We start from the raw sequence: 26,988 nt of genomic DNA, 5'->3' as shown, positions 1-26,988 counted from the left end.
TTTCAACTCATTTTCATTTAATTATACTAGCCAATTTTGCTCTGTAAGCCTGTAGAAAACTGTAATAATACGTCCTAATTTATTGTGTTTTTATGGCCGGAAGATACTGACTTAACGTCAAAGGTAAGTGAGACACAATAAAACGTCGAGACGTTTGCCAATAAACCGACAACAAGAGCAATATACTTCCCATGACCACGCCCGTCATAGCAATGCTGTCCGCCACATTGCCGAAGCTAGCAAACAACGCCTGCAACGCATAAATCACATAAAACAAAGAAGACACCATAAACGCGCGACGGTCTACCGTGATAGAAATCAATGTCATGAGCAGATACAAGAGCACAATAAACACCATATTAAGAAGGCTCTCATTGCCGTCAAGAATCCCCAATGTCGAAAAAACAGGGTGAATAATTAAAGGCGCTGACAACATATGCAACCAAAACGCCACATCCGATTTCCGAGTAATACGTTGAGTATCCTGAGCGTCCCAATACATGGCAAAGGCAAAACACAACACCCCAAAAACAAACAAAGTCGACATCACTATCAAACCATTTTCAGGGAGAAAAGCCATAATGGCCGAAGCCACTATGGCCATACCTGCTGCGGTTGCCACCGCGATGGTCATCGGCACGTTAAAACGTCGCCAGTGTCCGTAAGCCGCAACCAACGATACTGATGTAGAAATAACTTCAGCGAACAGCTGACCTGCAAAAATGGCCTGGCTCAACATAAAACTTCCCCCCACAAAACTGAGCAGGAGGAAAATCGCAGGCAAAGCCATTTTACGTTTCGAAATAAAGATGTCTCCTAGCCACCAAGCGAGGATAACAAACACCAAATGAGCCACAATTGGATTGACCAACTGTAAAACCCACAAGGATGAGAAGAGCAATAATGCGCAGGCAATCACCACAAAAATATCGTTAAACCCGCCCACTAAGCGAAAGTTTTCCTCATCAACCACAGAGGTTTTTCGGGAGCTCGCAATAAATTCGCGAAATGACATCACGGATTGCGGCGACAAAACACCCTGTTTAACCGCAGAATCAAGATCTTCATCTGTATACATATTAACTGTCCTTATTGTTTAAGGAAGGTACGAAGCTGATAGCGTCGAAATACAACCAAAAAGAGTAATGCAAAGCACCCTATATTCACAGCAAAGGGAAACAAAGCCGTGGCGATTGAATATTCTTCTAAAGCCAATAATACAAGGGTATTGCGTAGAATAAATAAAACAAAAAACGTCGCATTTTCCTGATCAGGAAAGGTGTAGGCTTTGCGTAACGTTGGACCAAAACCTAGCATATCAACGGTGGTTAATAAAATCACCGCCCACATGGGATCTGACATAACATACCAAAATGGCAGAGAAGATAAAGCCGCTAAAAAAAACACCCAATCAACAGGATGAATACTGACATCAGCCCGTTTACAGTAAGCTGCCAAGGCCACCAAAATCGTCATTCCCCCAGATATGCCAATCGGCCAAGCGCCCCAACCAGCTCCAGCCTCATACTGAGCAAAAAAAACAATCAAAGTGGTCAGCCCCCAGATCACCCAAGTAAACACATGGGGTCGAGTTTGGCCTCGAATAATCGACAGTAAGTAGGGTAAAAAGGCCACTAAAGTCAACACGATCGCCATACCGCTAAACACAAACTTTATGTTCCACTCCATAATGCATCCACTCCCTAAATTGACAATCCTTTCTATCTAAGCAAATTAATCAGCCTAAAAAGAACATAGTAGCTAACGAGTTCCTTTGCTACGCACTGGGCGTTTACCCGTTGGTTTACCGCTAGAAATCGCTTTTCCTTGTGGTTTATTCACCTGCGATTTATTTCCCGTTGGCTTACGTCCTTTAATGGGCTTATTAGGACCACCAAAGGGTCGCTTATCCTTATTTTTACCCGAAGAAGCGCCCGGTTTTTTTTCTTCTCCGCGAGAGTGTTTGGTATTTGGCTTTGACGCATAAGGCATTTTGGCTAAGTTTTTCTTAGCCGCATGACTGCTGGTGCTTTTTTTATTGCTTGGACGAGAACGCTTAGTCGATGGATTGGCTTCAGAAGAGGACGACTCTATGGCTTTCAATAAAACAGACAGCTCTTTTTGCGTTAAATCTCGCCACTCACCGACAGGCAAGCCCTTTAAATTGACGTTCATAATGCGAGTACGTTCGAGCTTAGTCACTTCATAGCCAAAGTGCTCACACATACGACGAATTTGTCGATTTAGCCCCTGAACAAGGGTGATGTTAAACACATTTGGAGCCACTTTAACCACAGGGCATTTTTTGGTCATGGTCCCTAAGATAGGCACTCCCCCAGCCAAGCCAGAAATAAAGCTCTCGGTAATAGGCTTATTCACCGTTACCAAATATTCTTTCTCATGGTTATTACCGGCTCGTAATACCTTATTGACCAAATCGCCATTATTGGTCAGAAAGATTAACCCTTGTGAGTCTTTGTCCAAACGACCAATAGGAAAAATGCGCACGCCGTGACTAACAAAGTCGACAATGTTATTGCGTTCACTGCTCTCTGTAGTACTGACAATACCCACCGGTTTATTCAATACAATAAAGACAAAATCTTCGGCATCTTGTGGCTCAATCACTTGACCGTTCACACGCACCGTGTCACCTGGAGCAACCTGATCCCCAACCTTGGCACGTTTACCATTGATAAACACGTTGCCCTGCTCAATAAAGCGGTCTGCCTCACGACGCGAGCACATACCGCTATCACTGATGTATTTATTTAATCGAATTGAGGAATTGAACATAAAAAAAATCGCTGTCATTCTTGGGGGTAACTTATCGGAGCGGACTATTATACACTTAAGTGACACTGAAATAAGGCGAATCTATTGCTTATTCGCCTTTACGTCTTGGTATAACCACACCATACGATCAACAAACCAAGCTTTAAAAACCATCACCCAAACATTTCCGAGTATGACAACCCAAATGTCTAGCACCCATAAGCCGTAAATAAAGAAAACTAGGCCAATCGCAGCCCCCCACTGTAAGGCTTTTGCCATAACCAAATGATGGGCAGGGAGAGACTGGTTTGCTCGATCTAAATATAGCCGCTCACCGAACGTACCTTTGGAGGCCCAATTATTATGATCTTTCGGAGGCGAAAATAGCCGTGGGTTTAGCCAGACCCAAAGCACACAGAGTAGGATAAAAACAAGGCAATAATAACCTACCCATTCTCTCGACCAAATGGCCAAACTCAACAGTGGCATAAAGGAAAAACGCGAATAAACACTCCAAGGGTTAGCGTGCCTACTCCAACTTTGTTCATCCATGGACATGAGTTTTTCAGCCCATTTAACCATGTCCATAAATACCTCGCCATTTGCCTTCAAACGCTAAACACTCAATTTTTATTGACCCTTAGTCCAATACGGGGGCATCAAAATCCTCTGGCTCATCCGTATAAATACACACATTCCAATCGGCCGCTAAGCCATCCTCTGCCTGACAATAAGTGGCAAAAAAGTCACTGATTTCCTTACGCTGACAATGAGCTTCAAAGCTTGCCATGTCCTGCCAAATTTCATTAAAGGCAATCGGAAAACTCTTACCTTCAGCAAACGGGCTGATCATGTGTCGAGTCACTCGATACGCAATACAACCATCCTCACGCAAAGTATTCGGTTCAAGAGACTGCAAAACCTTAAACAAAGCTTTCTCCTGACCAGGTTTGGGCAAAAACTGTGCGATACAATAGACTTTCTTAGACATACCTTTCCTTAACTTCTATTTAGAGCGGATTTAAGTAAACCTAACCCCGCCAAAGCAAACATGCTAGCCGTTGCACGCTCTACCCAGCGACGACACTTTTGATACGTTCCCATAATACCTTGAATCGAAAACACCAGCGAATACAGAATGTTGACCAAATACCCTACCAACATGCAAGTCAACAACGCCAACGTCAGTGACATCAGATCGTTATGCCCCTGCATGCCCATAGACAAGGCCGCCATCCAAGCCACCACAGTTTTTGGATTGGAAGAGTTCAATATAAAGCCGCGCATAAACCACTTGCGATAACTAGTGGCTTGCATATGCGCCAAATTTTGTTGGTTTTCAACAGCTAAAGAGGCCTTAAAAGACACATACGCCAAGCGTAATAAATACAATCCGCCTAACACTTTCAACACCATCAGAACATACACAGAGCTTTGCAGAATGGCCCCCATCCCACTGACCGCCACCAGCCCCCATAAGAACATACCAGACGACAAACCCAAACCATACACCAGTGCCACTTTACGCCCTTCGCTCATGGCAATGGTGGCATTTGATAGCGTTGCAGGGCCTGGGGAAACCGCCACCACAAAAAACGCGAAGCCGATGGTTAATAAAGAAAATATATCTATCATGGCTTGCCCTCAATATATCAATAAATTGTTTTCTTAAGGTGCTCAGGAAAATTTTTATCATACTCTTCCGCACTGAATTCTTTGTTATTCATCTCCGCAAAAACCTTTACCATCTCCCCTACACTGGGCAAATCAGAGCGCTCAACATAATGCTCTGTCAACCATAACCCAGATCGCGCAATGGCTTTTTGGCATTGAAAAAAAGCTTTTTCAACTTGAATAGAAATGACTGAACTCGCTGCCTTGCCTTGCACAGAAAAAGACTCACAAAGAGCCTGATCCACCAAAATTTGCGCGGTACCACTAACACGAATGGTCTCCCCCACATTCGGCACTAGAAAAATCAGTCCTACTTTAGGGTTATGAACAATATTACGCAGGGAATCAAGACGGTTGTTGCCTCGTCGATCAGGTATTTGAAGACAATGTTCATCGACTACTCGCACAAATCCCGCCGGATCACCACGTGGCGAACAATCCAAGCCATTCTCCCCATGGGTCGCTAAGATCAGAAAGGGGGAGGCTTCAATAAACGCTCGATAATGATCATTTAAATAGGTAATTTCTTTCCATAAAGCTCGTTCAATGGGGTCGCCATAATGCGCTTCCAAAGCCTCTATTGATTTGATCTTTTGCATAAATTCCCTCTACTTTTTAACGATAAGACAAGTACCTTTTTAAAAGGCCCATATAAAAACGACCGTGATGAAAACACCTTTACAACTTGTGGCGTACTAACTGGTTTTCCAGCACAAAAAAAAGGTGATGGGTGTTGCTTGTTAAGCCAAAAACCTCTTTTGGCATCGGACCTTGGGCGTATTTTGCAAACACCTAAAAGACAATTTTCCCAAGCAATTGCTTTTTTGAGTAGCAGACTCAAACCACATAAAAGCCACTGGGATGCCTACAAAAGGCAATTTCGCTAAACGGGCCGCATTGCCAATTGGCGTATTACAACAACTCGTATGCCATCTATATATGCCCTTTTCCGATAGTGGCAAGCAAACAATGTGTTGATAACCCTGGATGATCTGCATATTAGAGAGATACGTTTGCACGAGCTCAGTTCCACCATGTTCATCTAGCAGGATGTCAGCTTGTTGAAGCTGTTGAGCATAAGCCCGACAGTCACAACAATAACACACCAAGTGAGAGCGCGTAGTATCATCTAAGGTTAAGGAAGAGGACTTGTTCACACCTTCCTTAACTGACCTTCTACCGAACCACATTGACAAGCGAACAGCACACATGTTGTTGTCATCTTTCTATCTCTCCAGATTCAATAAGTCATGACAGCATCCACTGCACAGCCCGTTGCGCATGAATGCTAGTGGTATCATAAAGTGGCACGTTAGTGTCAGTCTGCTTCACCAGAAGCGCAATTTCGGTACACCCTAAAATCACCGCTTGCGCCCCTTGTTGATGTAAATCTTCAATGATCTCTATGTACTGCTGGCGAGACTCTGAGCGGATCTCGCCACGACACAATTCATCATAGATGACATGATGAACAATCGCCTGTTGTGATTCATTTGGCACCATGACTTTTATGGCAAATTGATCCGTCAAACGTACCTTGTAAAAGTCTTCCGCCATCGTAAAACGCGTGCCTAATAAACCTACTTTAGTAATGCCATCCGCTTGCAGCACCTGACCTGTCGCATCAGCAATATGAATCACTGGAATATGAATAGCGGCTTGAATTTGATCTGCCACCTTATGCATGGTGTTAGTACAAATTAACAGCCCATCCGCTCCTGATGCTTCTATTGAACCAGCAGCTCGACTTAAAATATCGGCTGTTGCTTGCCAATCCCCAGCATGCTGTAGTTGCTCAATTTCTGCAAAATCAACGCTAACCATATTGATCTTCGCAGAGTGCAAACCACCTAAAGTGTGTTTTACGCCCTGATTCAACGCCGTGTAATAGCTAACAGTAGATTCCCAGCTCATACCACCTAACAAACCAATCGTTTTCATCTTTGCTTTCCCTTTAAAAGCGTCTCTTTACAATAAAACTCAATAAGGCAGAGATCAATGCCGCTATCGGCATCCCCAAAAACGGATGTAGGCGACAAGAAAAACTCGCAGATATTTAAACAAGTCAAATAGTAAAAAGTCCGATTTTATTAATACAAACGAATCCTTTACCACCTTAAAAAAGCATCCCACCGACAGTGAGAATCGAGACCATCAAACTAAACTCTAAAATCTAACTTAATATTTAAACATGAAAGGTTTTAGATCAAAAACACCAGCAAACAACAGGTAAAATCATAGAAAAACCAGACATTTAAACTGTTACTTTTTTCTTAAAATATATCGAACATAAAGAAGAACGCCAGACGAAAAATTGGCCCTAAAAACAGAATCCGCAATGCCAGAATCTTAGAAAAAGCCAAAAACACAACACATAAAAACACGTTAAAGAAAAATTAAACCCTTTATTTTCAACAACTTAATAAAAATAAAATCAAGATATAAAGAGAAGCTTTACTAGTTATGAATTAAGATAAAATTAAGTAAAAAATGTGCACAAACAATATTGTATAAAACCAAAATCATCCATAATATAAATAATGAAATTACTTAAATTTCCAAATTCAAATAAAAAAAATAATAGGTTTTATCATTATGAAAAAAAGCACTCTGTATACAGCAGTCTTCAGCAGCTTATTATCTGCCGGTGTTGTTGCGGCCCCTTCATTTGACGCAAACTTCGAATTAAATACGGATGTAATCGATAAGGAATTAGGTGATACCACCTATTTTCAAAGAGGTCGTGTCGAGTTGAATAGCTATGGCAAACACACTTCTGGAGATAACTTTATTGAAGGCAAAGGTACGATTGAATTGAAAGTCAATGGCACCTCTGGCATTGCCGATGCTTACCTAAAAATAGGTAACGCCAATATCGACGTGCAACTGGGCCGTTTTGAAGCCACTAACCTCTTCCCTAAAGGCAAAGATGTCGTCGTTGAAAACGCAGGCGGCGTGTCTGTTTACGAAGCCAACAAAGTGCGTGGCCGAACCAGTGATGATGGCGGCCAAATCGCCATACATGTAAATGCCAACGAAGCCGTCCAGTTTGAATTAGGCACCATCTATGGGGCAGGTGACTCTAACAATGCTACTGGCGACAACACCACTAGCATCGCCGGCATTCGTCCTATCATTACGTTCAAAGCAGGTTCAGCGACCATTACAGCAGGCTACGAAAGTGTTGATTATGAGCTCACTAGCGGAGCAAATGTCAGTCAATCTGGCTTCGCCTTAGCCGCCAATTTTGATGTGTCTGGAGCCAATGTCAACCTTGCAGTCACCCAAATGGAAGATGACAACACAGACGAAGAAGTCAGCTCGATGACAGCCAACATGACCTACGACAATTTTGGTCTTGGGATCATTACGTCTAATGTTGATGATGGTGCTAACGATCCTTCCGTCACCACTTTGTACACGGCCTATACCATGCCGGTGTTTGATATCGATAATGCCTCAATGACATTAGCGGCATCTTATTCAACCGCAGACGATGTAGCAGCAGGAGTGAACGATAAAGTCTTGGCCACTCGTCTACGCTTTAATTACACTTTCTAGTTATTAACCTTCTAGCAATAGAAACTTAAGAACAACGCCCTTTTTAACCCCTTTTAAAGTGCGTTGTTCTTTCCTTCGTTCCGCCTTTCACAACCATTAAATAGCCTTATAAAGCGAGGAATTACTCGCCAATATGCCAGCCATTAGTAATGGGGTATCGACGATCACGACCAAAGCCACGGGCAGTAATACGCACACCTGTTGGCGCTTGGCGACGCTTATATTCATTGACATCCACCAAGCGTAAAACACGATACACTGTCTCTCGATCAAACTGATGCGTTGCTAAAATGGCTTCGGCACTCATATCTTGCTCAATGTACATATGCAAGATCTGATCAAGAATATCGTAGCTTGGTAAGGAATCCTCATCTTTTTGATCAGGTGCCAATTCTGCGGATGGTGGACGCGTAATGACGCGCTCAGGAATCACATAACCTAAGGTGTTTCGATAGCGACAAAGTTTAAACACTAGGGTTTTAAATACGTCTTTTAAGACTGAATAACCGCCCACCATGTCACCGTACAAAGTGGCGTAACCTACCGCCATTTCACTCTTATTGCCGGTGGTCAAAACCATGTAGCCCTTTTTATTGGAAATCGCCATCAGGGTCACACCGCGAGTACGCGCTTGCAGGTTTTCTTCCGTGGTGTCTTTGTCGTAACCTTCAAATTCTGGCGCTAAGACATCATTAAACGCCGACACCATGGATTCAATCGGTAACACACTGTATTTCACACCCAATAAGTTGGCTTCTTCTTCCGCATCTTCAAGACTAATAGACGACGTATAGGTGTATGGCATCATCACCGCTTGTACGCGATCAGCGCCAATGGCATCCACCGCGACTGCCAAAGACAAAGCCGAATCAATGCCACCACTCAAACCCAACACAATACCTTTAAAACGATTCTTTTCGATGTAATCACGAAGACCCAGCACCATCGCCTGATACACACTGGCCTCTTCACTCAAAGCCGGAGCAATGATCGCGGACACCGGCTCAACCTTATGACTTTGACCGTCATTCACGATGAAGTCTGCACAGTACAATCCAGATTCAAACCAAGGCGCTTGCATGATTTTTTCGCCTTTCGCATTGACCACAAACGAGCCACCTTCGTAGACCAATTCATCCTGCGCGCCCATATAGTTTACGTACACAATTGGCAAGGTGGTTTCCGTGGCTCGCTTATGCAATAAGGTTTCGCGCTCGCCCATTTTTTCAATGTGGTAAGGCGATGCATTCAAATTCAGAATCAATTCCGCTCCAGCTGCTTTGGCTTGCGCTATGGGCTCAGGATGCCAGATGTCCTCACAAATACTCAGCCCCACCTTAACGCCTTTAATGTCGACCAAACCTGCGTCACGGCCTTCGCTAAAGTAACGCTTGTCATCGAATACGAGGAAATTCGGCAACTTCTGCTTGGCGTACTCAACCAACATCTGACCCTGATAAATAACCCCAGCACAGTTAAACAACTCACCATCAATGCGTCTTGGGTAACCTAATACGAGATGAATGCCAGTGACCTCAGCTTGAATTTTCGCTAAGGCCGATTCGATACGTGGTTCTAAACTTGGGCGCAGTAATAAGTCTTCTGGGGGATAGCCCGTCAGAGTTAATTCTGGAAAAACCACGACATCAGCCTGCTCTTGATCACGCGCTTTGAGGGCCGCATCAATCACAGATTGGGTGTTTTTGCTAATATCGCCGACCAACATATCCAGTTGGGCCATTGCAATTCTTAATGTCATACCGTTGCTATCTCATCAACTCTGTTAGAATATGCCCTTTATTGTCTGGAATTAGCCAACTTAGGTAAAGTATATGATCGTCCGTTTGATCGTTTTTGTTGCGATTTTCTTTATTGGCTGGTGGTTATATCGCCAATTTGTCATTTTGAAAGGAAAAAAAGCACCGACTAAGCACAAAAAGTCGTCATCAGAGTCACCATCCGCAGAACAAGAAAGCATGGTTCAGTGCCAACAGTGTCAGACCTATATTCCGCGTTCTCATGCGATACATGACCAAGAAGCACGTGCTTTTTGCTGTGCGGAACATTTAAAAGCGTTCAATCAAGCAGAGTAAGCCAGCCTTGGTGTCGTAAAATTCGATTTTGCCACCACCAGCAATGGTAACTCTGTTGATTCATGGAAGCACAAAGACGATGGTATTCCGTGCCATCGTCTAATTCATGTCGATGCCATTGATACAACACCGTTCGCCCCTCGCTACGCCATTCTATTTGTTCTTGGCTAGCTTTCTCTTGTTGCAACGGACAAAAGCCAAGACAATGAGACTCACTTGCTTGCGAAAACTCAGGGGGGTCTACCAACACGCGTTTAAAGTCTTGCCACGCAGCTCGTTCGTCCACTACCGCTTGCAATTGGCTTCGCCACTGATATTGCGCCAGCAATCTATCTTGGAACGCCTCCGACATACTGGCGACAAGCAACAGCAATATCAACACAGGTAAGCCTAACCAACCAGCTGAGGTTTGCTGATTCAAAGCCTGATGAATCATAGGGGCATTCCCCGTAACTCAATAATCTGATTACCCACTTGCTGACAAGGACGATGGTATTGCCACTCCTCTCCTCGCATAGAAAGGTAACTTAGAGGCACGGCTTCAGTCAGATCTAGATGACAATCCCAAAGGCGATATTGATATTCTACCCACAAAGCACGGACCTGCTGCAAAGCATAATGGCCGTAACGGGTATCTAAGGTGTCAACAAAGCCGTTTTGATCCTGATCCAACAAGGGCAGAATCGATAAACGCTCGATGCCATTCCATAACTCCAACGCATTACCACTGACTTCTGGAGAGCGCCATAACGCACTTTGTCCTGTTTTCCCTTCCGCCAAATACCAATAAAAACCGTCTTCACTAGCAATGACACCAGACTGACCAAGTACGTCATCTGTGGTGAAGGCGATTTGCGCACCTTGGCTCGAAATCCCCTCAATTTGTCCTAAAACACTTCTATCACAACTACTGAACCGCACTGGATCACCAACGTCCCAATGGCAATCCAGCGCCACCATCAACGGATTTTCGTTCACCGCTAGCGAACCACGACACAAACCATGATCCCTCGCCAGTAACCAATCTGAACCAGCGACCAAAGCACGGGCAGACAAACGCGCGGGGGAATTCGCCGAGCTTTCAATGGTAAGAGACAGAGCACTGTCCTGATGACATTGTGCTGGCAGCAAACGCTGCCACTGAGAACGAAAATGCGCATCAATGGCGGACTGAAGACTTTGCCCTTGCATATAGGCATGGCGCTTCAATTGCTCGTCTTGACTATCCCGCAAGGCGTTCATCATAAAAGGTAAACTGAAGCCCAACACAGCACAGGCGATGAGCAACTCAAATAAAATCCCACCCATTAACCTCATACGAGAAACCATTACTCGGCTGACTCCAATAAAGGTGTAACAGGCGACAAGCTGGCCTTAAACCATTGATGAAGGTTCTGCTGAGTACAAACCTGGCAATCTGGATAAGCAAAACGCTGCTCGGCTTTCCCCACTTCATCAACTAAAAACGCCACATCCTGACCTAACAAATACGCCATCCGTTGGGCTTTGTGACGGTTTTGTTCGGCCTTAATTTGCGCTTCACTCAAAGACAGACTGTGCCACTGAGCGTCTGTTTGCTGCATGATGACCCACAAAATGACGCCGATGACAACCAAGCAGAGTGTCACTTCCAACAACACCCAGCCATCTTGATGAGCCTGCAATGATCTAATTCGTAATGACTTTTTCATTCGCAGTCTCCCACATTCAAGGATGCTGTCTGTGGTTGCAAAGACGACACATAAAATCGGCCACTTTGATTAAGTACTAAGGCCATTTTCCAACGTCCTAAGCAAAAGACAAAGGTGCCGTTTTGATAGCCTGATAAGCCATTAAGCCGATACTCAATTTGCGTTTTCTGAGCAGGAAAACCTCGCCAAGCGACCAATAAGCCGGAAGCAAATGGCATGCTGGCAAACGTCTTTTCCGTCTCACCTGACTCAGTGTGTTGGTACACACGAAAGCCAGCTGACCAATCCCCTGTACAATGTCGAATGCCGCCGCAAAGGTAACTGAGTCGGCCACTGGCCACCGCCAATTGACGTGCTTGAGTCAAGCCATTTGCTAAACGCGCGACTTCTGTTTTGAGTGTCCGTTGATTTTCTAGATCTTGATTAACAGAGAGGAAATGAGACGAGCCAAGGTGTGCCAACAAGCTTAGAATCGCCAACACGCACAAGAGCTCCAATAAGGAATAACCACATTGCTGGACCATAGAACACCTCCTTGTTCTATTGTTTTATGGGTGAGCTTCCTGCTCACTAATCTATCCTAGCGTAAGCTTAGGACGAGGCAAACCAATTATTTAAATGCTTGGCAATTTGCCTCGGCTTTTGAAAGGGCAATGAGTGATCACAAGCACTCATCACTGTGTGTTGCCACGCAGCATTGCGCTCGCTCAATAACTCATAATGCTGTTTCAATGCCTCATGACTCAATTCACCAGAGAACAAAAAGACTTCCGGTGACGCTTCTATCATGGCATGACGAATATGTGGATTATGAGCCGCCTGCTCAACAAAGTCGGTGACCGCATCCAATGCATAAGCAAAACCAAAAGGCCGATGCGCCAAACGAGATTGCGTGGTGGCCTCCGCCACAGGATGCTTACGACGATTAGGTGAAACACCGTCCATAAAGCAAGCAACGCCCAGCTCCACATCTCCCGTTTCACGAATTAATTGCGAGGCATGACGATACTTTTGCCGCACCTCTTTTAAATGGCTCAAATCTTCCCGGTCCAAAGAAGCCGGTTCTAACAAGGCCATCCGCACGGGCGGTTGGCCCGCTTGCTGTCGCTGATAATTTAAATTCAACGCCACTAAACCGCCAAGGGAATAAGCCACCAAGTCAAACTGGGTCCAGTTTACATGGTCCAATAGCGCCATCACTTCCGTGGTCAAATCCGCAACCGACACGGCCTTTTCTTCCCCATCTGCATGGAAAGAATCCCCCATTCCCTTTAAATCAGGAATCAGCATCCAACGCCAAGGAGTCAAATAAGGCAACATGGGAGAAAAAGTAATATCGCCAGCCACACCCGCACCATGCAGCATTAAACACGCGGCATCCGAAGAGGCATTAGGGTTTTCGTGTAAGCGATACGCAATACGTGCATTGGGCAAAGAAAGAAAAAAAACGTCAGACACTTGTAATTAACCTGTGAGGACCCTTATTAAAGGAATACAATATTCGCTATTCCATCTGCGGCAACATTTTACTAGGTAATAAGACAAAATGTCAGAAATCAAACGGATAAATCTTCCTTATCAGTCCAACTTACTGGCTTTTTACGCCGCCGTACGGGATTTACCTTACCCAGCCTTACTGGACAGTAACCACGAACATTTCAGCGACACACGGTTTGATATTCTGGTAGCTAACCCCCTTGCCCGCATTCATGGCAACCCTCAAAAAGCGGATCAGAGTGACGTTATTCAGTGGACCGGCACCCCTTTGTACACCTTGTCCGAGCAACAAAACCCGATGGCATTACTGAATGAATTAATGTCACGTATTTGCCAAGAAAGTTGGGCGCAATCGGCACCAAAAGACTTACCCTTTACGGGAGGACTATTGGGCTATTACGGTTACGAAAGTGGTCATTATGTCGAGCAGCTGCCAGACAGCGTCAGCCATGACATCCAGCTCGACACATTCAATATGGGGCTTTACGGCTGGGCCGTTATTACTCATCATCAAACGCAAAAAACCGAGCTCATTTACACACCTTGGTGTCACGAAGACGAAGTCAGTCAATTGATCAACCGTTTTACCAGTGCATCGGACGATGTCTTAGTACACCAGGATTTATTGGAAAAGCACGCCTTCCAACTGACCTCAGGTTTTACCTCCAACATGACCGCCGAGGACTACGCGAACAAGTTTGCTAAGGTGCAGGACTACATCCAAGCCGGTGACTGTTATCAAGTCAATTTAGCGCAACGCTTTACCGCTCAGTACCAAGGTGACACCTTCACCGCTTATCAAGCACTTCGCCAAGTCTGCCCGACGCCGTTCTCCGCCTACTTGGAATTCTCTGCGCACCAAAGCTTACTGAGTCATTCGCCAGAGCGCTTCCTCTTGTGTGATCAAGGTCGAGTCGAATCCAAACCCATTAAAGGCACCATTGCACGAGGAGAAACTCCGCAACAAGATCAAACCAACGCCGAGACCCTGTTGTCATCAGAAAAAGACCGCGCTGAAAACCTCATGATTGTTGACTTATTACGCAATGATTTAGGCCGCACCTGTTTAACAGGCAGCATTAAAGTACCTAAGTTATTCGCCTTGGAAAGTTATGCCAATGTGCATCATCTGGTGTCCACGGTGGAGGGCCGTATCGACAAAGCCGAACACAGCATTCACGTGTTCCAGCAAAGTTTTCCTGGCGGCTCCATCACTGGCGCCCCTAAAATTCGTGCTATGGAAGTCATTGATGAACTGGAACCTCACCAACGTTCCGCTTATTGTGGCTCCATTGTTTACTTTAGTAGCAATGGTCAAATGGACTCCAGCATCACCATTCGCACCTTGGTAGCGGATCAGGGTAAATTACATTGTTGGGCTGGCGGCGGCTTGGTTGCCGATTCAAAATGTGAAGAAGAGTACCAAGAAACCTTTACCAAAGTAGGCAAATTAACCCATACTCTAGAAAGAGATTTTTTGAAGTAGGTCTTACCATGTCAGACATAGAGCAGTTTTTAAATGCTCCCCCAATTGACCTTAGTTTAGATGACATTCGTGCCGCCTTAGACAAAACACCTTATCGGCAGAGCATCCATAACCCAGACGAAGAAATGTTTCCGCAGGGTTATGAGTTAGATTACCGTTCCGCGGCCGTATTGATTCCGATCTGGCAAGCACCAGAAGACGGCGAACTCTATGTGTTGCTGACTCAACGAGCTCTGCACATGCGCAATCACCCAGGTCAAATCGCCTTTCCGGGTGGCAAACACGACCCAGATGACGCCAGCATTCAGTACACAGCATTGCGAGAAACCTTGGAAGAAGTGGGCTTAGCGCCAGATTGCTTTGATTTACTGGGAGAACTTGGCGAGTATTGCACCTTATCAGGTTTCTGCATTAAGCCCATCGTGGCCGAGATGACACGCCGAAGTGAACTGAGCTTATGTGAAGAAGAAGTCAAATCCGTTCATTGGGTTCCGTTGCGTCACCTACTAACGCCACAAAACTATGCATTCAAACAACGCAAACTGGATGCCATATCGCGTGGTTACTTTGAAGTTTACTACCAAGACATTCGTATTTGGGGAGTGACTGCAGGTATTTTATACGGCCTTTATCAGACGCTATCACGACACCTTACCAATCTTCCTTAAGTAGGTGCTCGTTAGTGAGCGTGTTCGGCCACTCTTTCCCACGAAGTCATAAAGTCACGGTAACAGCCTTCTAGTTGGTCTATGTGTTTGAGTAACACTTTACCCGCTTGGGTCAGTTCAATTCGGCGCCCATGACGGATCAACAACGACTCACCCAATTCTTTTTCTAGCTTTTGAATATGCTGACTGATCGCTGGTTGCGTCAAACCCAATTGCTTAGCAGTAAGCGTAAAGCTTCCTGTCTCCACCAAGGCTTTGTATGTCATTAAATGTTGAGTATTAAGCATAAAGATTCCTTATAATAAGCTCCATTATGCCCAAGGCTTTTTTGACGAACATTGACCTATATCGTGTTTTCATGAAAGATTGAGGTTTCTTTACCTTGATAGATAAAAAACATGACTGTGGCAAACGATGAGATGTTACCTTGGCAAGAAAGACAATCTGGCCATAAAGAATCCCGCAACAACGACTATAGAACCCCATACCAAAGGGACAGAGCGCGCATCATTCACAGTGCAGCGTTTCGTCGTTTGCAATCAAAAACCCAAATTCTAGCGATACGTCAAAACGACTACAGCCGGACTCGCCTTACCCACTCCCTAGAAGTCGCGCAAATTGGTAACGGCATTGTTCACCATCTCAAGTTTAGCTCTTCCGCCGATGCCGACTTTCAACCATGGCTAGCGGATGACGCGCTGATTGAAACTGTCTGCCTAAGTCACGACATTGGCCACCCACCCTTTGGTCATGGAGGCGAAATTGCCCTCAATTATATGATGCTCGACCACGGTGGTTTTGAGGGCAATGCTCAGTCCTTACGCATCCTTGGTAAACGCGGCTCCTACTCAGAAAATTACGGCATGGACGTGACCCGTCGTGCCTTACTCGGCATTCTGAAATACCCAGTACGACACAATCAAGTGGTTGGCCAATACCCAGACAAGCCAAACAATTTCCGCCAATTCAAGGCGGCAAATTGGGCCCCACCAAAATGCGTTTACGAAGAGGAAAAAGCGCTCTTGGATTGGATTATCGCCCCCTTCAGCGAAGCCGACAAAACCGCTTTGCAGGATGTTCATCGCAGCTCACCAGAAGCACATGGGAAAGCCTCACACGCCAGCTTTGACACCAGCATCATGGACTTAGCCGACGACATCGCTTACGGCGTACACGACCTAGAAGACGCCATTGTGCTCGGTATGGTCACCAAGGAAATGTGGCAAGAGCACTTGGAGCCAAAACTGTCAGCGCTCGCCTCACCTTTCTTGAAAGACCACCTAAACACCTTGCGAACTCAGCTGTTTAGCCGTCAAAGCCATTTACGCAAAGAAGCCATTGGCAATTTGGTCAGCTGGTTCATTACCTCCTGTCAGGTGGTGGAAAATCCGAATTTCGAACACCCATTATTACGCTATCAAGTGGGCTTACCTGAAGGTCAACGACAAGCCTTAGCCCTACTCAAGCAGTTTGAAATGCAGCACATTATTCAACGCCCAGAAGTACAAATGCTGGTTTACAAAGGCCAACAAATGCTACTAGAAATGTTCGAAACCTACAGTGCTGATCCAGCCAGATTATTACCCAGAGAAATCGCTCGCGAATGGCAAAAAAGTTGTGATCGAGGGGAAAGCGGCCTACGCATCATTTGTGACTACATGGCATCCATGACCGATGACTACGCCAGCCGCATGTACAACAAACTGTTCGTGCCAAGTTTAGGCTCAGTATTCGAACCCATGTAAAGACTTACTAGGATTCTGCCGCCAACCATGCCTCGGCGACCGTTTTTTCAGCCAATGGGAAAGCCTTAATGTCGAGGCCAGGAATCAACAGCCCTTCAATCTCGCTGACTGTCTGTAGCCACTTTTCATCGCTCAGCACCGCGGCTTTACGAAACTTACCGAGCAAACGAAACAGAGTAGGTAATTTCGATAATTTAATACCAATAGCACTAAACGATGGCATATGAAAAGCGGTAATTTCATACAACATAGTGCCTTGTTCAATGCCTTGCGCCAATAGAATAAACTCATTTAACGCGACTTCCATTTGCCCTGAATCCATCTGACCGTCAAGCTCAATGTGTAAATGATTGTCACCTTGTTTTTCAACGCGAAACATACTCTTCTCCTTATGAAGCAGCAATCCGTGACTTTAACGTTAGACCTTTTCCCTGAGACTGTCAGTTTTTTACAAGACAACAAACCATTCCTACATTAAGCTAATCAATAAAATCAACGACTGAGACACGGCCTTCAAGAATAACAGCACCTTCATAAATCACAGTATCGTCTTGGATAAAGCACCAACATGGACAAAGTACAACACTTCACATCGTCTGACCCATGCGTGAGTTTAATCAGCGGACATTATCAATCCTTCGAATTTGACCGCCATTACCACCTTGATTATCACTTTGGGCTCATTACAGAAGGTCAACAAGCCTTTGCGTCACAAGGTGAGCGCCAGCGTGTTGGGCCGGGCGACATTGTCATCATGCCGCCGGATGTCCTACACGATGGTCGTGCACTAGAAGCGTCAGGTTATAAGACGCAGGTCTTTTCAGTGGAACCACACTGGTTTCACGACCTAAACATCTCAGGATCACCCCAAGGCGAATTAGCTTTTACTCATAATATTATTCAAGACCCAATGGTATTCCAATCACTCAGCCAAGCCTATGTGGCCTTATGTGATGAAAGCATCAGCCAGCTAGCCCGTGACTGTCTACCCTACGAAGGCTTCTCGCCCTTGATCGAACGTTATGGCCAAAACCGCATCAGACCAACATACGCCTTGGGGAAAAGTGACCTAGAAAGGTTAAGAGAATGTTTACTGGCCCATCTAGCCGAACCGGTTTCCTTACAGCAACTGGCCGACTTATGTGGCCTCAGCCCCAGCCAATTCCAACGCCAATTTAAAGCCAAAATCGGCATAACACCTTACGCTTGGTTTACTCGCTTGCGCCTTGAGCAGGCTGTGAAATTATTAAAGTCCAAAGTACCCGGCACAGACGTAGCACAACAGGTAGGCTTCTACGACCAAGCTCACTTTAGCAAAGCCTTTAAACACAGCTTTGGCCTTTGCCCTTCACAAATTCGTTAAACGTCAATATTTTACAAGCTCAATATGAAAAGATTAACAATAATAAACTTCCTCCTATAGTAAACAGTAGAAAGTAGAATGAACGAAGTATCCCTCTTATTCACCTTAGCACTAGTGCATCTTGTTGCTTTAATCAGCCCAGGACCTGACTTTGCCCTCGTGGTACAAAACGCGTCTCGTTATGGTCGCCAAACCGGTTTTTACATTGCCCTTGGCTTGTCATTAGGTATCTTAACTCACGCCGTTCTTAGTATTACCGGCATCAGCTTGCTGGTGCATCAGCAACCAACTTTATTTCACCTTTTACAAGGTTTAGGCAGTGCTTACCTTTTGTATCTAGGCAGCAGCGCTTTGATTAGCAGTTACCGAAACTGGCAGCAAACTCCGTCCCCCTCGCAGACACAAAGCAAAGCGATATTAAGTCAAAAACAACAGGCATTTTCAAAAGGCTTCCTAACCAACCTATTCAACCCAAAAGCATTGGTGTTTTTCATCAGCCTTATGTCCAGCTTAATCCCAGCCAGTATGTCATGGGCAGGCAAAGGCTCCGCATTACTCATTATTTGGGGATTGTCTCTTGCTTGGTTCAGCGCCTTAGCTTGGCTACTGACCAAACCCGCTAGCCAAGTACTACTGGCACACATCAGTCGTTACATAGACCTACTTTGCGGTGTGCTCTTTTGTTTACTCGGCGCTGGCATTTTATGGGGAGTCTTAATGGTTTAGGAAGAACATTGAAAACATGGAAAATATTAACGATGAATCTCCAAGCCCTTCATGACTCATCGTTTTACCATGCGATCCATCGTACTTGCTAAATCACTTTAATAATCTGAGCCACCAATCGTCTCGGACCATGCTCAACAGGAGCTGCCTTGCCGAGTCGGAAAAGCATTTGTACGGTTTCCGACTCAGGGATACCAAAGTGCTTTTTAAACTCCCCCTGAAGCGCGAGCATGTCATCGTACTCTTGCAAAACTTGACTCATTGGATGCTGTGCAAGCCCCATAGAGGCCGTTTGCAAATTCATACGACAATAATCTCGACCTACTTTTACCTGATCCAATCGAGTATTCCCACGACTCGAAATCCACGCAAATGTGTTGGTAGATTCAGCCACTTTCCGCACCATATCAACGCTCTGTTGACCAAATTCCGTCGTGTCAGCCTCCACTGTTTTTCGATCCAGCAAAAAGCTTTCGACAAAGATTTTCTTGAAGCCCGTCAGCCCCGTTTGAGCTACCCCAAAACCATCGCGAAATGTTCGGATTTCATCCTCATTGAAACGGAACATCTTGATTGTTTCCAGATCACGCTGTCGATTACCCACTTCAATTTGCATTGCCTCAGTGAGTATTTGTGTCAGAAGCGCTTTTTCCTGTGGCGAATTCACAAAGGTTAATGAGAATTCACTGTGACGCTGATGCGCTGCGTGCAATGCATCAAGCTCGCTTTGAACGACTCGATAATCGCTGTATTCACGCTTATTCGAATGACGCAGTAACAGAAAATCAAATAGCGGATCTTTAATGATTCCCGCCTCACTAACCAGCTTAATCCCCGCTACAGGCTTATCAACCAACTCCGTATTGCCGTACATTCCTTCAGGGAAATACGTCATCTCAGCCTTATACCCTAATCCACTCGCAGCGATTGCCAAGGTTTCTAAAAAAGTGCCCTGGCCTATGTGTATTTGTCGGTAAATCGGGTCTGTTTCGGGCAAAATCCGCTCAGGATCGACATACAAATTAAAGCTATCCGATCCGGTCAGGCGAATCATCCAAGGTTGAATATTGTGTGGATTAGGGCAAAGCATGGCATAAGCAAGCACCTGCATTCGTATATCCTGTATCGATTTATCAGGACCATTCCAACCGAAAGCTTGGTTATCTAATGCAACGTCACACCCTGTCAAATGACTGCTCAATACCACCCCACCCGTTCCCGCTCCAATGATTTTGATAAAGTTCCTACGATTCATGGCTAGTCTCTCCACTGATTGACGTGCTAATATACATTCCAAGGAATAAACATTACATTCCCCGGAATACATATACAAGAGATTATTTTTATGTCGCAACAAAAACTGGATCAACGAGAACAAATACAAGTACGCACAACCGTATTACTGAGCATCATTCAACAATTAATGACGACTCGTCAGAATCGTCTATTTGAAGGCATGCCACTCACCTTGTCGCAATTCAGTGTGCTCAACCACTTTACCCACCAGCCAGACAAAAGTTGGACAGTCACCGCACTTGCAGAAGTGATGGAAATGAACCAGCCAGGTATTACAAAAATTGTCACCACATTGCTTAATAAGGGCTTTTTAAATGCGACAACGGATGCCTATGACAAACGCAAACGGTATTTAACCATCACCAAAGAAGGGCAAATACTGTGCAATGATATCTTCAAGTCTCTGCTTCCGGACATTTCTCAGACGTTTAGTGAATGGGACGACCTGAATTTAAAGCAATTTCATCAACATCTTGAAACGCTAAAAGACTGGCTAGATGATAACCGTATTCGCTAGAAGCCATGGTCTTGAATCATCAACCAGTTGCTCTCGGAAAGTAACACCATGTGGTACAAACATGGACAGACAGGATGGCCATCCTTGCTTATATACTAACAAGACATATGAGAACCACCTTTATAAGAAATACCTTATGCTTGGCTCCAACCGCTCAACCAATTTCGATGAAACGATGATGTTCGTTGGCTCAAAATTTACCAATAAAAATAAAAAACAAGGGAACACCACTAGCTTTAAGGTTAAAGTAAAGGCATCAGAGACTAAGATTACACTTGAACGCCACTAACCATCTTCCCTTAGATTATTGCATACCAAGTGTATTCATCTTTAGCCTTGCTTTTGCGCATAGGCTTGAAGCAACTCAGGAAAGGCTTCCTGTGGCGGGAACTGACTAAAACTGTGTTCTGCACCGGTCACTGCCCACGCCAACTTTTCATCCGTGTAGGTCTCAATAAATGATTGATAGCTTCCTGCGTCGTCTAACATGGTTGAACGCACATTGACAAAATCATCCATCCCTTCTGGGCGAGTAAACAACCAACTCATACAGTGCCCGCAGAAAAAATGACGCGTGCTGCCGTGCAGTCCACCAATTACAGGCTCCCCTGACGTAATCGAAAACGCAGCACTCGGAAATAACGAACTCAAGCTAAATGCACTCGCCGTCATTTGCTGACACCCTGTACAATGACAAGCCATCGTAATCATTGGCTTAGCATCCATTTCAAATGTGACCTGACCGCAACGGCAATGTCCCTTAACCTTATGAGATGTACTGTTCACGTTACTCTACCTCCAAATATAAAATCGTTAGCGCTTATTCGATCCCGAACCAAAAATTGGAAACGAAATACTGAAAAATAAATCCCTGTCATGAGTAATATTGCGCAGTCTATGTCTATCCTTATGAAAACACGAACAGACTCAATATGACGGCTGCGGTAAGTTGACGAGTGGCTTAATGGCCTTGCTCCACACTCCGCTGCCTTAAATACAAAAACAGAGGAAGACCAAGAGAAACACCAATACAAAGCGTGCCTAATACCGCTGTCCAAGCATAGGCTATCTTGCGCTGCTTTGTTTCATAAAACATAAAAGCAAACAGCGCCAATGCTGAAATAACCACATCCAGTCCGAAGAAAGCACCAATTCTTGTTTGAAAAAGCTCATCGAAAAATAATGGAATATTTACCCTATGTTCCAAAACCCAAGGAACAAACTGGCTTAAAGGAACCAAGGTTCCCACAACGCAAAGCAACAAATATAAATGTTTGATATTCACAATCTAATCCTTTTGAAAAATGACTTCCTCATCGACCGGAGGTAACCAGTAAGCAACATAACGAGAATTTGAGCAACCCCTTTAATCCCCTTACCAAAGAGGATTAAAGGGGTTGCGAAGCTGATCAATACGCCTTTGCCTCAAGTGCAAAAATACAGCTGTTATTTGTCCCCTTTTATAGCTTTGTTAGGCAATTTCCTTCTCAAACAGTACCCAAAATAAATAAACCATGAATACAGTGTAAACTCCAAAACACGTTGATTTAACCCTACTGTGTTTGAGCTCGGGTCTAAATTTACCAATGCGAACAAAGCGAATATCCCTGCCACATAACCAGTGTATTTAAATGTCTTTGATTTTGACCATGACTTAGAAGCTGAAGATATACAGAATATAGCGAGAATCCCGCATAGGTAGCCCGGAAAAGCCGACGCCATATGAATAAGATGAGACAGTGTTGGTACATCGGGCTCACACTCAAAGTCACATGGAAAAAAAGCTGCGACACCAAGACTAACCCCATAGACAGCAATCAAAATAAGCCCAATGGTATTCCATTTTGTACGAGGTAATACGGAATCACTAACAAAGACAAAACCAAGCAGAAACAACTCAGTGGGGATAAAGCCTAAATAGTTTACATAATTCCCATAGGGCGACCCAGTTGCCCCCAATTCACTAATAAATTGAGCAACATGACTGTAATCTGGGTAAAAGTGACCCGCTATGAAAATAGTGCAGGCAAACCAAAGAAAGCTAAATACAGGTAAAGCGAGAAGCAAATATCGACGGTTCAACGTGTCCTTCCTTGTTTGTCTAAGGCTGTCCAGCGAGCTTGTGAGTCTTATAGGGAGCTGAGTAAAACTATATTTATTAAAGGGGGCAGAGTAAAACTATATTTAATTTTACTCTGCCCCCAATTATTAGAGAAATGATCTCTGAAGAGTGATGTGCAGACGACTTATTTGCACCTTCCCTAGGGTAAACACTATACTGATTTGCCTCTTTTATTTTGATGGTAAAATCAAATAAAACGATAAATCAGCCACAAGGAATGAGTATGTTAGGAGTAAGTGTTTGGGGTTTGGCTTTAGGACAAGCGCTGCTAATAACAGGCAACATTTTACTTGTCTCTGTTACTGCTTTAATAGGACAACAACTCGCTCCTAATTTATCTCTGGCAACATTGCCTGTCGCTACGCAATTTCTAGGTTTAATGGGCGTCATTTTACCAGCCGCACTATTAATGCGAACGGTGGGCCGAAAAAAGGGCTTTTTCATTGGCAACCTTATCGGCATAATTGGAGCATTTACCGCCTTTTATGCGTTACAACAGACTAATTTCGTCCTTTTTTGCTGTGCAACCTTACTGTTAGGCATGGCCATTGGTGTTGGCCAACAGTATCGATTCGCCGCCATTGAAAATGCCCCTAATGACAAAACTCCACAAGCCATTAGCTTAATTATGGGAGCGGGAGTGATCGCCGCCATATTAGGACCTAATATGGCTATTTGGGCTGAATTTATAGTACCGGATACTCAATATCTTGGCGCATTCGCCGCTTTATTGGTTTTGTATATTGCTACCACCATTCTGATTCTTATGTTACCTCTTAGGCAACCAACGCAAGAAGAGCAAACGGGCACACCAAGATCTTATAAAACCCTACTAAAACAACCCAATTTACTCGCCGCCATTACGTCTGGTGTGATTGGCTATACCGTTATGACTCTGGTCATGACCGCAACACCATTAGCAATGCATGGACATGGTTTTCACTTTGGGCATACTGCCACCGTGATTCAATGGCATGTATTAGGGATGTTTGCCCCTTCTTTTTTCACCGGAAAATTCATTCAAAAGTATGGTACGACGAAGGTGATACAAGCAGGCTGTTTGCTCTTACTGATTTGCGTTGTCTTAAATCAGTTTGGTTCAGGCTATTGGTACTTTTGGACTGCCTTGATCTTTCTTGGTATTGGCTGGAACTTTACCTTCATTGGCGCAACAGCCCTGTTAACCAAAACGTACCAACCAGCAGACAAAGCAAAAGTACAAGGATTAAACGATTTTTTAGTCTTCACGGGAGCAACGATCGGCAGTGTATTAGCGGGCTACTGGCAAAATCTTTTCGGCTGGGAAATACTCAACTTATTAATGATCCCTTTTATCCTTGCCGCCATGTTAAGCGTATGGCTCAGCGCTAGAAAGTCGCTTCCAATGATAACGACAGAAACGACTTAAACTGTGGCAGCTGTTGAAAAACGGGGCAGAGCACTTTAGTTTAAAAATGTGAAGCGAAACAGAACAAACGGTTATCAGCCTCTTATTGGCTTGTTAGCGGTATTATACCGCCCAAATAAAAAATTGCTGGTCATAGCACCAACTAGCGCCCCAACCACACAAAACACTGCCCCCATAAAGAATGAGCTCAATATGCCTAAAGTAAGGCCGATTAAAATCACATAATATTTATATGAAATTTTAGGTAATACAAAAAACTCCATCACAAAGCTAAATACAATTGATTGAAAACCTGTGAGTATAAATGCAAACGGGATATATAGAATTAACCCACTAAAAGCTATACTCACTTTGCCTAGCAATAAAAAAATCATGCTAATACATAATGAACCAAGAATGGGTGGTAAAAGAAATCCTATAAATAACCGTTTAACTCTATCCTTGTTAATATTATCGCTCCTTGAAATACAGCTAACGCCGCAAGCAAAGGCGCGCGTTAGCGCGTCCAGCCCGCAGGGCGATTTTGCCTTGCCTTGTTAAATTTTTTACCCGCATAAGCTTTGTATACCAATAAGTATTGGGGAGCCGTAACTCCATATAACTGCGCCCGATATGCCTAAAAAAAGTACTATTTTATGAATAATAGATTCATGAGTAGAGTAACGGTCAATTTGTTGAAATAGCGATGGCGGAAGTTGAGGTATTACATTATCTAATAGGTTGCTAATGCGTCTCGAGCGAAACTCGATAAACATTGCCATTACACCAACTAGTGCCCCCGATCTTTCAAGCCATGAGCCTGCCGTTTCAAAGCTCGGCCTCATGAATGGAGCAAAATTTAAAGAACTAAATATGCCAAAAGTTACTATTAATAGAGCAACGCAAATATAGAACTCCTTTTTCAAGGCTGATTCGTATTTGCCTGCTAGCTCTATGGCTTGTGGATCATTTTCATCTGGCATAACCATCCGTGCTGGTTTAGCCATATACTTGTGCTTCCTCGCTTAGAAATTTAACATTTTAATAGTGCGCATGCGCGTTTAGACAACTCAGAGACTTTACCAAAACCTTTATAAACCATTGATATAAAAAGTTTTTATCGATATATAAACAAAATCCAAAACTGAAATAACGAACATGCGCGTTATTTCATTTATCCACAGCGCGTTATTTTTGCTGAGGATATCCCTATCCATTGATACTAAAAGACTTTTTATTTTTCTTCCAGCGCAAACGCGCAATACTATGATTAGTTTTTAGGCAAAGCGCGCCAAAAAATGGCAATCCAAAAAATAAACGGTATAGATGTGCAGTTTTTTGATGACCGTTCAAAAGGCTTACCTGATGTCGCTGAGTTCGTCAGACCAATACATACATTTCGTAGTAAGCACTAAGTTCGTTTGAGGTTGCTGGGCTAACCCCATCCTAGCCTTCCCCTTGAAGACATAAGGGGAAGGAACAAGAGATTTCTTTAGGTTTGAAACGCTTTTAAACGTAAAAAGAGGTAATGAGCCAATCAACCCTTGTCAGTTCGACGCGATCCTGATTGCGCGACCTTATGGTCTTCCCAAGTCAGTAACCGACAGTCAACCTCCAGCTATAAGTGCCATTCAACACCTTACGGTACAGAACGCTATATAGATATCGGAAGCGTCAAAAAGAAAAGAGCCCTTATGATTCTGAAAAAGATTTTTTGGTTACTTTTGCATCGTTTGGCAAAAGTTACCCGCTCAGCAGAGCGGAAAAAAGCTCCCCAAGCAAAGCCATTCAGAAGAAACAAACAAACTATCGAACACAGTAAAACCCCATCCTAGCCTTCCCCTTGAAGACATAAGGGGAAGGAACAAGAGATTTGGTTTGGTTGTAGATGGCAATGAGTTCGTTTTAGGTTGCTGGACTAACCCCATCCTAACCTTCCCCTTGAAGACATAAGGGGAAGGAACATGAGAGTTCATCAGGTGTGAAACGCTTTTAAACGTAAAAAGAGGTAATGAGCAACTCAACTGTTGTCAGTTCGACGCGATCCTGATTGCGCGACCTTATGGTCTTCCCAAGTCAGTAACCGACAGTCAACCTCCAGCTATAAGTGCCATTCAACACCTTACGGTACAGAACGCTATATAGATATCGGAAGCGTCAAAAAGAAAAGAGCCCTTATGATTCTGAAAAAGATTTTTTGGTTACTTTTGCATCGTTTGGCAAAAGTTACCCGCTCAGCAGAGCGGAAAAAAGCTCCCCAAGCAAAGCCATTCAGAAGAAACAAACAAACTATCGAACACAGTAAAACCCCATCCTAGCCTTCCCCTTGAAAATGGGAAGGAACACGAGATTTGGTTTGGTAGCCTACTCCGAGTTGCTGTGAGGTT

General features: G+C 44.3%; 31 protein-coding genes. 9 read left to right on the top strand and 22 right to left on the bottom strand.

Annotation, left to right across the window (positions count from 1 at the left end; all coding sequences use genetic code 11):
- Positions 1 to 79: 79 nt before the first annotated feature.
- The 9 genes from ACHUFM_RS01140 to ACHUFM_RS01100 all read right to left on the bottom strand — a co-directional run bounded on the left by ACHUFM_RS01140 (position 80) and on the right by ACHUFM_RS01100 (position 6,390).
- The gene (locus tag ACHUFM_RS01140; RefSeq protein ID WP_394178746.1) at positions 80 to 1,078 is read right to left on the bottom strand and encodes a hypothetical protein; all 999 of its coding nucleotides are present in this window, start codon (positions 1,076 to 1,078) and stop codon (positions 80 to 82) included.
- Between the two features lie 11 nt (positions 1,079 to 1,089).
- Positions 1,090 to 1,689, bottom strand: coding sequence for a hypothetical protein (locus ACHUFM_RS01135; RefSeq protein WP_394178744.1), 600 nt, complete (start codon positions 1,687 to 1,689; stop codon positions 1,090 to 1,092).
- A gap of 72 nt (positions 1,690 to 1,761) precedes the next feature.
- Entirely contained in the window at positions 1,762 to 2,796 is a 1,035-nt protein-coding gene (gene rluF, locus ACHUFM_RS01130) for a 23S rRNA pseudouridine(2604) synthase RluF (protein WP_394178742.1), read from the bottom strand.
- Between the two features lie 81 nt (positions 2,797 to 2,877).
- Complete coding sequence (locus ACHUFM_RS01125; protein ID WP_394178740.1) at positions 2,878 to 3,363, bottom strand: DUF6653 family protein; 486 nt, start codon at positions 3,361 to 3,363, stop codon at positions 2,878 to 2,880.
- Positions 3,364 to 3,415: 52 nt separating this feature from the next.
- Positions 3,416 to 3,766 carry a putative quinol monooxygenase gene (locus ACHUFM_RS01120; RefSeq protein ID WP_394178738.1) on the bottom strand — a complete coding sequence of 117 codons (351 nt, stop codon included), beginning with the start codon at positions 3,764 to 3,766 and terminating at the stop codon, positions 3,416 to 3,418.
- An 8-nt stretch (positions 3,767 to 3,774) separates the two neighbouring features.
- Positions 3,775 to 4,410, bottom strand: a complete 636-nt coding sequence (locus tag ACHUFM_RS01115) for a LysE family translocator (protein ID WP_394178736.1) — start codon at positions 4,408 to 4,410, stop codon at positions 3,775 to 3,777.
- A 17-nt stretch (positions 4,411 to 4,427) separates the two neighbouring features.
- On the bottom strand, positions 4,428 to 5,048 hold the full coding sequence (locus ACHUFM_RS01110; RefSeq protein ID WP_394178734.1) for a pyridoxamine 5'-phosphate oxidase family protein: 621 nt from the start codon (positions 5,046 to 5,048) through the stop codon (positions 4,428 to 4,430).
- 141 nt (positions 5,049 to 5,189) lie between these two features.
- Entirely contained in the window at positions 5,190 to 5,639 is a 450-nt protein-coding gene (locus ACHUFM_RS01105) for a DUF6151 family protein (RefSeq protein ID WP_394179060.1), read from the bottom strand.
- A 58-nt stretch (positions 5,640 to 5,697) separates the two neighbouring features.
- Positions 5,698 to 6,390, bottom strand: coding sequence for an aspartate/glutamate racemase family protein (locus ACHUFM_RS01100; RefSeq protein ID WP_394178732.1), 693 nt, complete (start codon positions 6,388 to 6,390; stop codon positions 5,698 to 5,700).
- 654 nt (positions 6,391 to 7,044) lie between these two features.
- On the opposite strand from ACHUFM_RS01100, the gene ACHUFM_RS01095 reads away from it, so the two are divergent.
- Positions 7,045 to 8,010 (top strand): hypothetical protein, encoded by a 966-nt coding sequence (locus ACHUFM_RS01095; protein ID WP_394178730.1) that lies wholly within the window; start codon positions 7,045 to 7,047, stop codon positions 8,008 to 8,010.
- A gap of 121 nt (positions 8,011 to 8,131) precedes the next feature.
- On the opposite strand, the gene ACHUFM_RS01090 is transcribed toward ACHUFM_RS01095, so the two are convergent.
- Positions 8,132 to 9,769, bottom strand: coding sequence for an NAD+ synthase (locus ACHUFM_RS01090; protein ID WP_394178728.1), 1,638 nt, complete (start codon positions 9,767 to 9,769; stop codon positions 8,132 to 8,134).
- 73 nt (positions 9,770 to 9,842) lie between these two features.
- Between ACHUFM_RS01090 and ACHUFM_RS01085 the strand changes: the two genes are divergently transcribed.
- Complete coding sequence (locus ACHUFM_RS01085) at positions 9,843 to 10,103, top strand: PP0621 family protein (protein WP_394178726.1); 261 nt, start codon at positions 9,843 to 9,845, stop codon at positions 10,101 to 10,103.
- Here ACHUFM_RS01085 and ACHUFM_RS01080 read toward each other — a convergent pair.
- From ACHUFM_RS01080 to ACHUFM_RS01060, 5 genes are all read right to left on the bottom strand, one after another.
- Positions 10,087 to 10,539, bottom strand: coding sequence for a hypothetical protein (locus ACHUFM_RS01080; RefSeq protein WP_394178724.1), 453 nt, complete (start codon positions 10,537 to 10,539; stop codon positions 10,087 to 10,089). The two genes, ACHUFM_RS01085 and ACHUFM_RS01080, sit on opposite strands and share 17 nt — an antisense overlap.
- Positions 10,536 to 11,432 (bottom strand): hypothetical protein, encoded by an 897-nt coding sequence (locus ACHUFM_RS01075; protein ID WP_394178722.1) that lies wholly within the window; start codon positions 11,430 to 11,432, stop codon positions 10,536 to 10,538. The genes ACHUFM_RS01080 and ACHUFM_RS01075 overlap by 4 nt, the downstream gene beginning before the upstream one ends.
- Complete coding sequence (locus ACHUFM_RS01070) at positions 11,432 to 11,794, bottom strand: hypothetical protein (RefSeq protein WP_394178720.1); 363 nt, start codon at positions 11,792 to 11,794, stop codon at positions 11,432 to 11,434. Before ACHUFM_RS01070 ends, ACHUFM_RS01075 begins: the two co-directional genes overlap by 1 nt.
- Positions 11,791 to 12,318: a GspH/FimT family pseudopilin gene (locus ACHUFM_RS01065; RefSeq protein ID WP_394178718.1), complete on the bottom strand. Its 528-nt coding sequence runs from the start codon at positions 12,316 to 12,318 to the stop codon at positions 11,791 to 11,793. The genes ACHUFM_RS01070 and ACHUFM_RS01065 overlap by 4 nt, the downstream gene beginning before the upstream one ends.
- Positions 12,319 to 12,385: 67 nt before the next feature.
- Positions 12,386 to 13,252, bottom strand: a complete 867-nt coding sequence (locus tag ACHUFM_RS01060; protein WP_394178716.1) for an alpha/beta fold hydrolase — start codon at positions 13,250 to 13,252, stop codon at positions 12,386 to 12,388.
- Positions 13,253 to 13,340: 88 nt separating this feature from the next.
- Between ACHUFM_RS01060 and pabB the strand changes: the two genes are divergently transcribed.
- Together pabB and ACHUFM_RS01050 are read left to right on the top strand one after the other, a co-directional pair.
- Positions 13,341 to 14,777, top strand: a complete 1,437-nt coding sequence (gene pabB / locus ACHUFM_RS01055) for an aminodeoxychorismate synthase component I (RefSeq protein WP_394178714.1) — start codon at positions 13,341 to 13,343, stop codon at positions 14,775 to 14,777.
- Between the two features lie 8 nt (positions 14,778 to 14,785).
- On the top strand, positions 14,786 to 15,445 hold the full coding sequence (locus tag ACHUFM_RS01050) for an NUDIX hydrolase (protein WP_394178712.1): 660 nt from the start codon (positions 14,786 to 14,788) through the stop codon (positions 15,443 to 15,445).
- Between the two features lie 11 nt (positions 15,446 to 15,456).
- Here ACHUFM_RS01050 and ACHUFM_RS01045 read toward each other — a convergent pair whose 3' ends face one another.
- A complete protein-coding gene (locus tag ACHUFM_RS01045) occupies positions 15,457 to 15,732 on the bottom strand; it encodes a LysR family transcriptional regulator (RefSeq protein WP_113875020.1) in 276 nt (91 codons plus the stop codon).
- Positions 15,733 to 15,843: 111 nt separating this feature from the next.
- Between ACHUFM_RS01045 and ACHUFM_RS01040 the strand changes: the two genes are divergently transcribed.
- Positions 15,844 to 17,190 carry an anti-phage deoxyguanosine triphosphatase gene (locus ACHUFM_RS01040; RefSeq protein WP_394178709.1) on the top strand — a complete coding sequence of 449 codons (1,347 nt, stop codon included), beginning with the start codon at positions 15,844 to 15,846 and terminating at the stop codon, positions 17,188 to 17,190.
- A gap of 7 nt (positions 17,191 to 17,197) precedes the next feature.
- On the opposite strand, the gene ACHUFM_RS01035 is transcribed toward ACHUFM_RS01040, so the two are convergent.
- Positions 17,198 to 17,569, bottom strand: coding sequence for a SpoIIAA family protein (locus tag ACHUFM_RS01035; RefSeq protein WP_394178707.1), 372 nt, complete (start codon positions 17,567 to 17,569; stop codon positions 17,198 to 17,200).
- Between the two features lie 189 nt (positions 17,570 to 17,758).
- Here ACHUFM_RS01035 and ACHUFM_RS01030 point away from each other — a divergent pair, with 189 nt between their 5' ends.
- Both ACHUFM_RS01030 and ACHUFM_RS01025 read left to right on the top strand, forming a co-directional pair.
- Positions 17,759 to 18,553 (top strand): helix-turn-helix domain-containing protein, encoded by a 795-nt coding sequence (locus ACHUFM_RS01030; RefSeq protein WP_394178705.1) that lies wholly within the window; start codon positions 17,759 to 17,761, stop codon positions 18,551 to 18,553.
- A 78-nt stretch (positions 18,554 to 18,631) separates the two neighbouring features.
- Complete coding sequence (locus tag ACHUFM_RS01025) at positions 18,632 to 19,279, top strand: LysE family translocator (protein ID WP_394178703.1); 648 nt, start codon at positions 18,632 to 18,634, stop codon at positions 19,277 to 19,279.
- Positions 19,280 to 19,367: 88 nt separating this feature from the next.
- Here the strand turns inward: ACHUFM_RS01025 and ACHUFM_RS01020 are convergent, their stop codons facing one another.
- Positions 19,368 to 20,534, bottom strand: coding sequence for an Acg family FMN-binding oxidoreductase (locus tag ACHUFM_RS01020; protein WP_394178701.1), 1,167 nt, complete (start codon positions 20,532 to 20,534; stop codon positions 19,368 to 19,370).
- Positions 20,535 to 20,624: 90 nt separating this feature from the next.
- Here ACHUFM_RS01020 and ACHUFM_RS01015 point away from each other — a divergent pair, with 90 nt between their 5' ends.
- On the top strand, positions 20,625 to 21,092 hold the full coding sequence (locus tag ACHUFM_RS01015; RefSeq protein ID WP_394178699.1) for a MarR family winged helix-turn-helix transcriptional regulator: 468 nt from the start codon (positions 20,625 to 20,627) through the stop codon (positions 21,090 to 21,092).
- Between the two features lie 330 nt (positions 21,093 to 21,422).
- Here the strand turns inward: ACHUFM_RS01015 and ACHUFM_RS01010 are convergent, their stop codons facing one another.
- The 3 genes from ACHUFM_RS01010 to ACHUFM_RS01000 all read right to left on the bottom strand — a co-directional run bounded on the left by ACHUFM_RS01010 (position 21,423) and on the right by ACHUFM_RS01000 (position 23,174).
- Entirely contained in the window at positions 21,423 to 21,878 is a 456-nt protein-coding gene (locus tag ACHUFM_RS01010) for a GFA family protein (protein WP_394178697.1), read from the bottom strand.
- Positions 21,879 to 22,053: 175 nt separating this feature from the next.
- The gene (locus ACHUFM_RS01005) at positions 22,054 to 22,377 is read right to left on the bottom strand and encodes a DUF2834 domain-containing protein (protein WP_394178695.1); all 324 of its coding nucleotides are present in this window, start codon (positions 22,375 to 22,377) and stop codon (positions 22,054 to 22,056) included.
- 161 nt (positions 22,378 to 22,538) lie between these two features.
- Entirely contained in the window at positions 22,539 to 23,174 is a 636-nt protein-coding gene (locus ACHUFM_RS01000; protein ID WP_394178694.1) for a DUF998 domain-containing protein, read from the bottom strand.
- A gap of 263 nt (positions 23,175 to 23,437) precedes the next feature.
- On the opposite strand from ACHUFM_RS01000, the gene ACHUFM_RS00995 reads away from it, so the two are divergent.
- A complete protein-coding gene (locus ACHUFM_RS00995) occupies positions 23,438 to 24,622 on the top strand; it encodes an MFS transporter (protein ID WP_394178692.1) in 1,185 nt (394 codons plus the stop codon).
- 545 nt (positions 24,623 to 25,167) lie between these two features.
- On the opposite strand, the gene ACHUFM_RS00990 is transcribed toward ACHUFM_RS00995, so the two are convergent.
- Entirely contained in the window at positions 25,168 to 25,608 is a 441-nt protein-coding gene (locus ACHUFM_RS00990) for a hypothetical protein (RefSeq protein ID WP_394178690.1), read from the bottom strand.
- Positions 25,609 to 26,988: the final 1,380 nt, after the last annotated feature.

It is taken from the genome of Marinomonas posidonica (assembly GCF_043643765.1).
Taxonomy (GTDB): domain Bacteria; phylum Pseudomonadota; class Gammaproteobacteria; order Pseudomonadales; family Marinomonadaceae; genus Marinomonas; species Marinomonas posidonica_A.
The sequence above is the reverse complement of the archived record's forward strand: the minus strand, read 5'-3'. Positions and strand labels throughout refer to the sequence as shown.

What these genes read in the sequence shown, in the direction of transcription:
- ACHUFM_RS01140 (WP_394178746.1), bottom strand. Translation starts at nt 1,078, where the DNA reads ATGTATACAGATGAAGATCTTGATTCTGCGGTTAAACAGGGTGTTTTG.
- ACHUFM_RS01135 (WP_394178744.1), bottom strand. Translation starts at nt 1,689, where the DNA reads ATGGAGTGGAACATAAAGTTTGTGTTTAGCGGTATGGCGATCGTGTTG.
- rluF (WP_394178742.1), bottom strand. Translation starts at nt 2,796, where the DNA reads ATGTTCAATTCCTCAATTCGATTAAATAAATACATCAGTGATAGCGGT.
- ACHUFM_RS01125 (WP_394178740.1), bottom strand. Translation starts at nt 3,363, where the DNA reads ATGGACATGGTTAAATGGGCTGAAAAACTCATGTCCATGGATGAACAA.
- ACHUFM_RS01120 (WP_394178738.1), bottom strand. Translation starts at nt 3,766, where the DNA reads ATGTCTAAGAAAGTCTATTGTATCGCACAGTTTTTGCCCAAACCTGGT.
- ACHUFM_RS01115 (WP_394178736.1), bottom strand. Translation starts at nt 4,410, where the DNA reads ATGATAGATATATTTTCTTTATTAACCATCGGCTTCGCGTTTTTTGTG.
- ACHUFM_RS01110 (WP_394178734.1), bottom strand. Translation starts at nt 5,048, where the DNA reads ATGCAAAAGATCAAATCAATAGAGGCTTTGGAAGCGCATTATGGCGAC.
- ACHUFM_RS01105 (WP_394179060.1), bottom strand. Translation starts at nt 5,639, where the DNA reads ATGTGGTTCGGTAGAAGGTCAGTTAAGGAAGGTGTGAACAAGTCCTCT.
- ACHUFM_RS01100 (WP_394178732.1), bottom strand. Translation starts at nt 6,390, where the DNA reads ATGAAAACGATTGGTTTGTTAGGTGGTATGAGCTGGGAATCTACTGTT.
- ACHUFM_RS01095 (WP_394178730.1), top strand. Translation starts at nt 7,045, where the DNA reads ATGAAAAAAAGCACTCTGTATACAGCAGTCTTCAGCAGCTTATTATCT.
- ACHUFM_RS01090 (WP_394178728.1), bottom strand. Translation starts at nt 9,769, where the DNA reads ATGACATTAAGAATTGCAATGGCCCAACTGGATATGTTGGTCGGCGAT.
- ACHUFM_RS01085 (WP_394178726.1), top strand. Translation starts at nt 9,843, where the DNA reads ATGATCGTCCGTTTGATCGTTTTTGTTGCGATTTTCTTTATTGGCTGG.
- ACHUFM_RS01080 (WP_394178724.1), bottom strand. Translation starts at nt 10,539, where the DNA reads ATGATTCATCAGGCTTTGAATCAGCAAACCTCAGCTGGTTGGTTAGGC.
- ACHUFM_RS01075 (WP_394178722.1), bottom strand. Translation starts at nt 11,432, where the DNA reads ATGGTTTCTCGTATGAGGTTAATGGGTGGGATTTTATTTGAGTTGCTC.
- ACHUFM_RS01070 (WP_394178720.1), bottom strand. Translation starts at nt 11,794, where the DNA reads ATGAAAAAGTCATTACGAATTAGATCATTGCAGGCTCATCAAGATGGC.
- ACHUFM_RS01065 (WP_394178718.1), bottom strand. Translation starts at nt 12,318, where the DNA reads ATGGTCCAGCAATGTGGTTATTCCTTATTGGAGCTCTTGTGCGTGTTG.
- pabB (WP_394178714.1), top strand. Translation starts at nt 13,341, where the DNA reads ATGTCAGAAATCAAACGGATAAATCTTCCTTATCAGTCCAACTTACTG.
- ACHUFM_RS01050 (WP_394178712.1), top strand. Translation starts at nt 14,786, where the DNA reads ATGTCAGACATAGAGCAGTTTTTAAATGCTCCCCCAATTGACCTTAGT.
- ACHUFM_RS01045 (WP_113875020.1), bottom strand. Translation starts at nt 15,732, where the DNA reads ATGCTTAATACTCAACATTTAATGACATACAAAGCCTTGGTGGAGACA.
- ACHUFM_RS01040 (WP_394178709.1), top strand. Translation starts at nt 15,844, where the DNA reads ATGACTGTGGCAAACGATGAGATGTTACCTTGGCAAGAAAGACAATCT.
- ACHUFM_RS01035 (WP_394178707.1), bottom strand. Translation starts at nt 17,569, where the DNA reads ATGTTTCGCGTTGAAAAACAAGGTGACAATCATTTACACATTGAGCTT.
- ACHUFM_RS01030 (WP_394178705.1), top strand. Translation starts at nt 17,759, where the DNA reads ATGGACAAAGTACAACACTTCACATCGTCTGACCCATGCGTGAGTTTA.
- ACHUFM_RS01025 (WP_394178703.1), top strand. Translation starts at nt 18,632, where the DNA reads ATGAACGAAGTATCCCTCTTATTCACCTTAGCACTAGTGCATCTTGTT.
- ACHUFM_RS01020 (WP_394178701.1), bottom strand. Translation starts at nt 20,534, where the DNA reads ATGAATCGTAGGAACTTTATCAAAATCATTGGAGCGGGAACGGGTGGG.
- ACHUFM_RS01015 (WP_394178699.1), top strand. Translation starts at nt 20,625, where the DNA reads ATGTCGCAACAAAAACTGGATCAACGAGAACAAATACAAGTACGCACA.
- ACHUFM_RS00995 (WP_394178692.1), top strand. Translation starts at nt 23,438, where the DNA reads ATGTTAGGAGTAAGTGTTTGGGGTTTGGCTTTAGGACAAGCGCTGCTA.
- ACHUFM_RS00990 (WP_394178690.1), bottom strand. Translation starts at nt 25,608, where the DNA reads ATGGCTAAACCAGCACGGATGGTTATGCCAGATGAAAATGATCCACAA.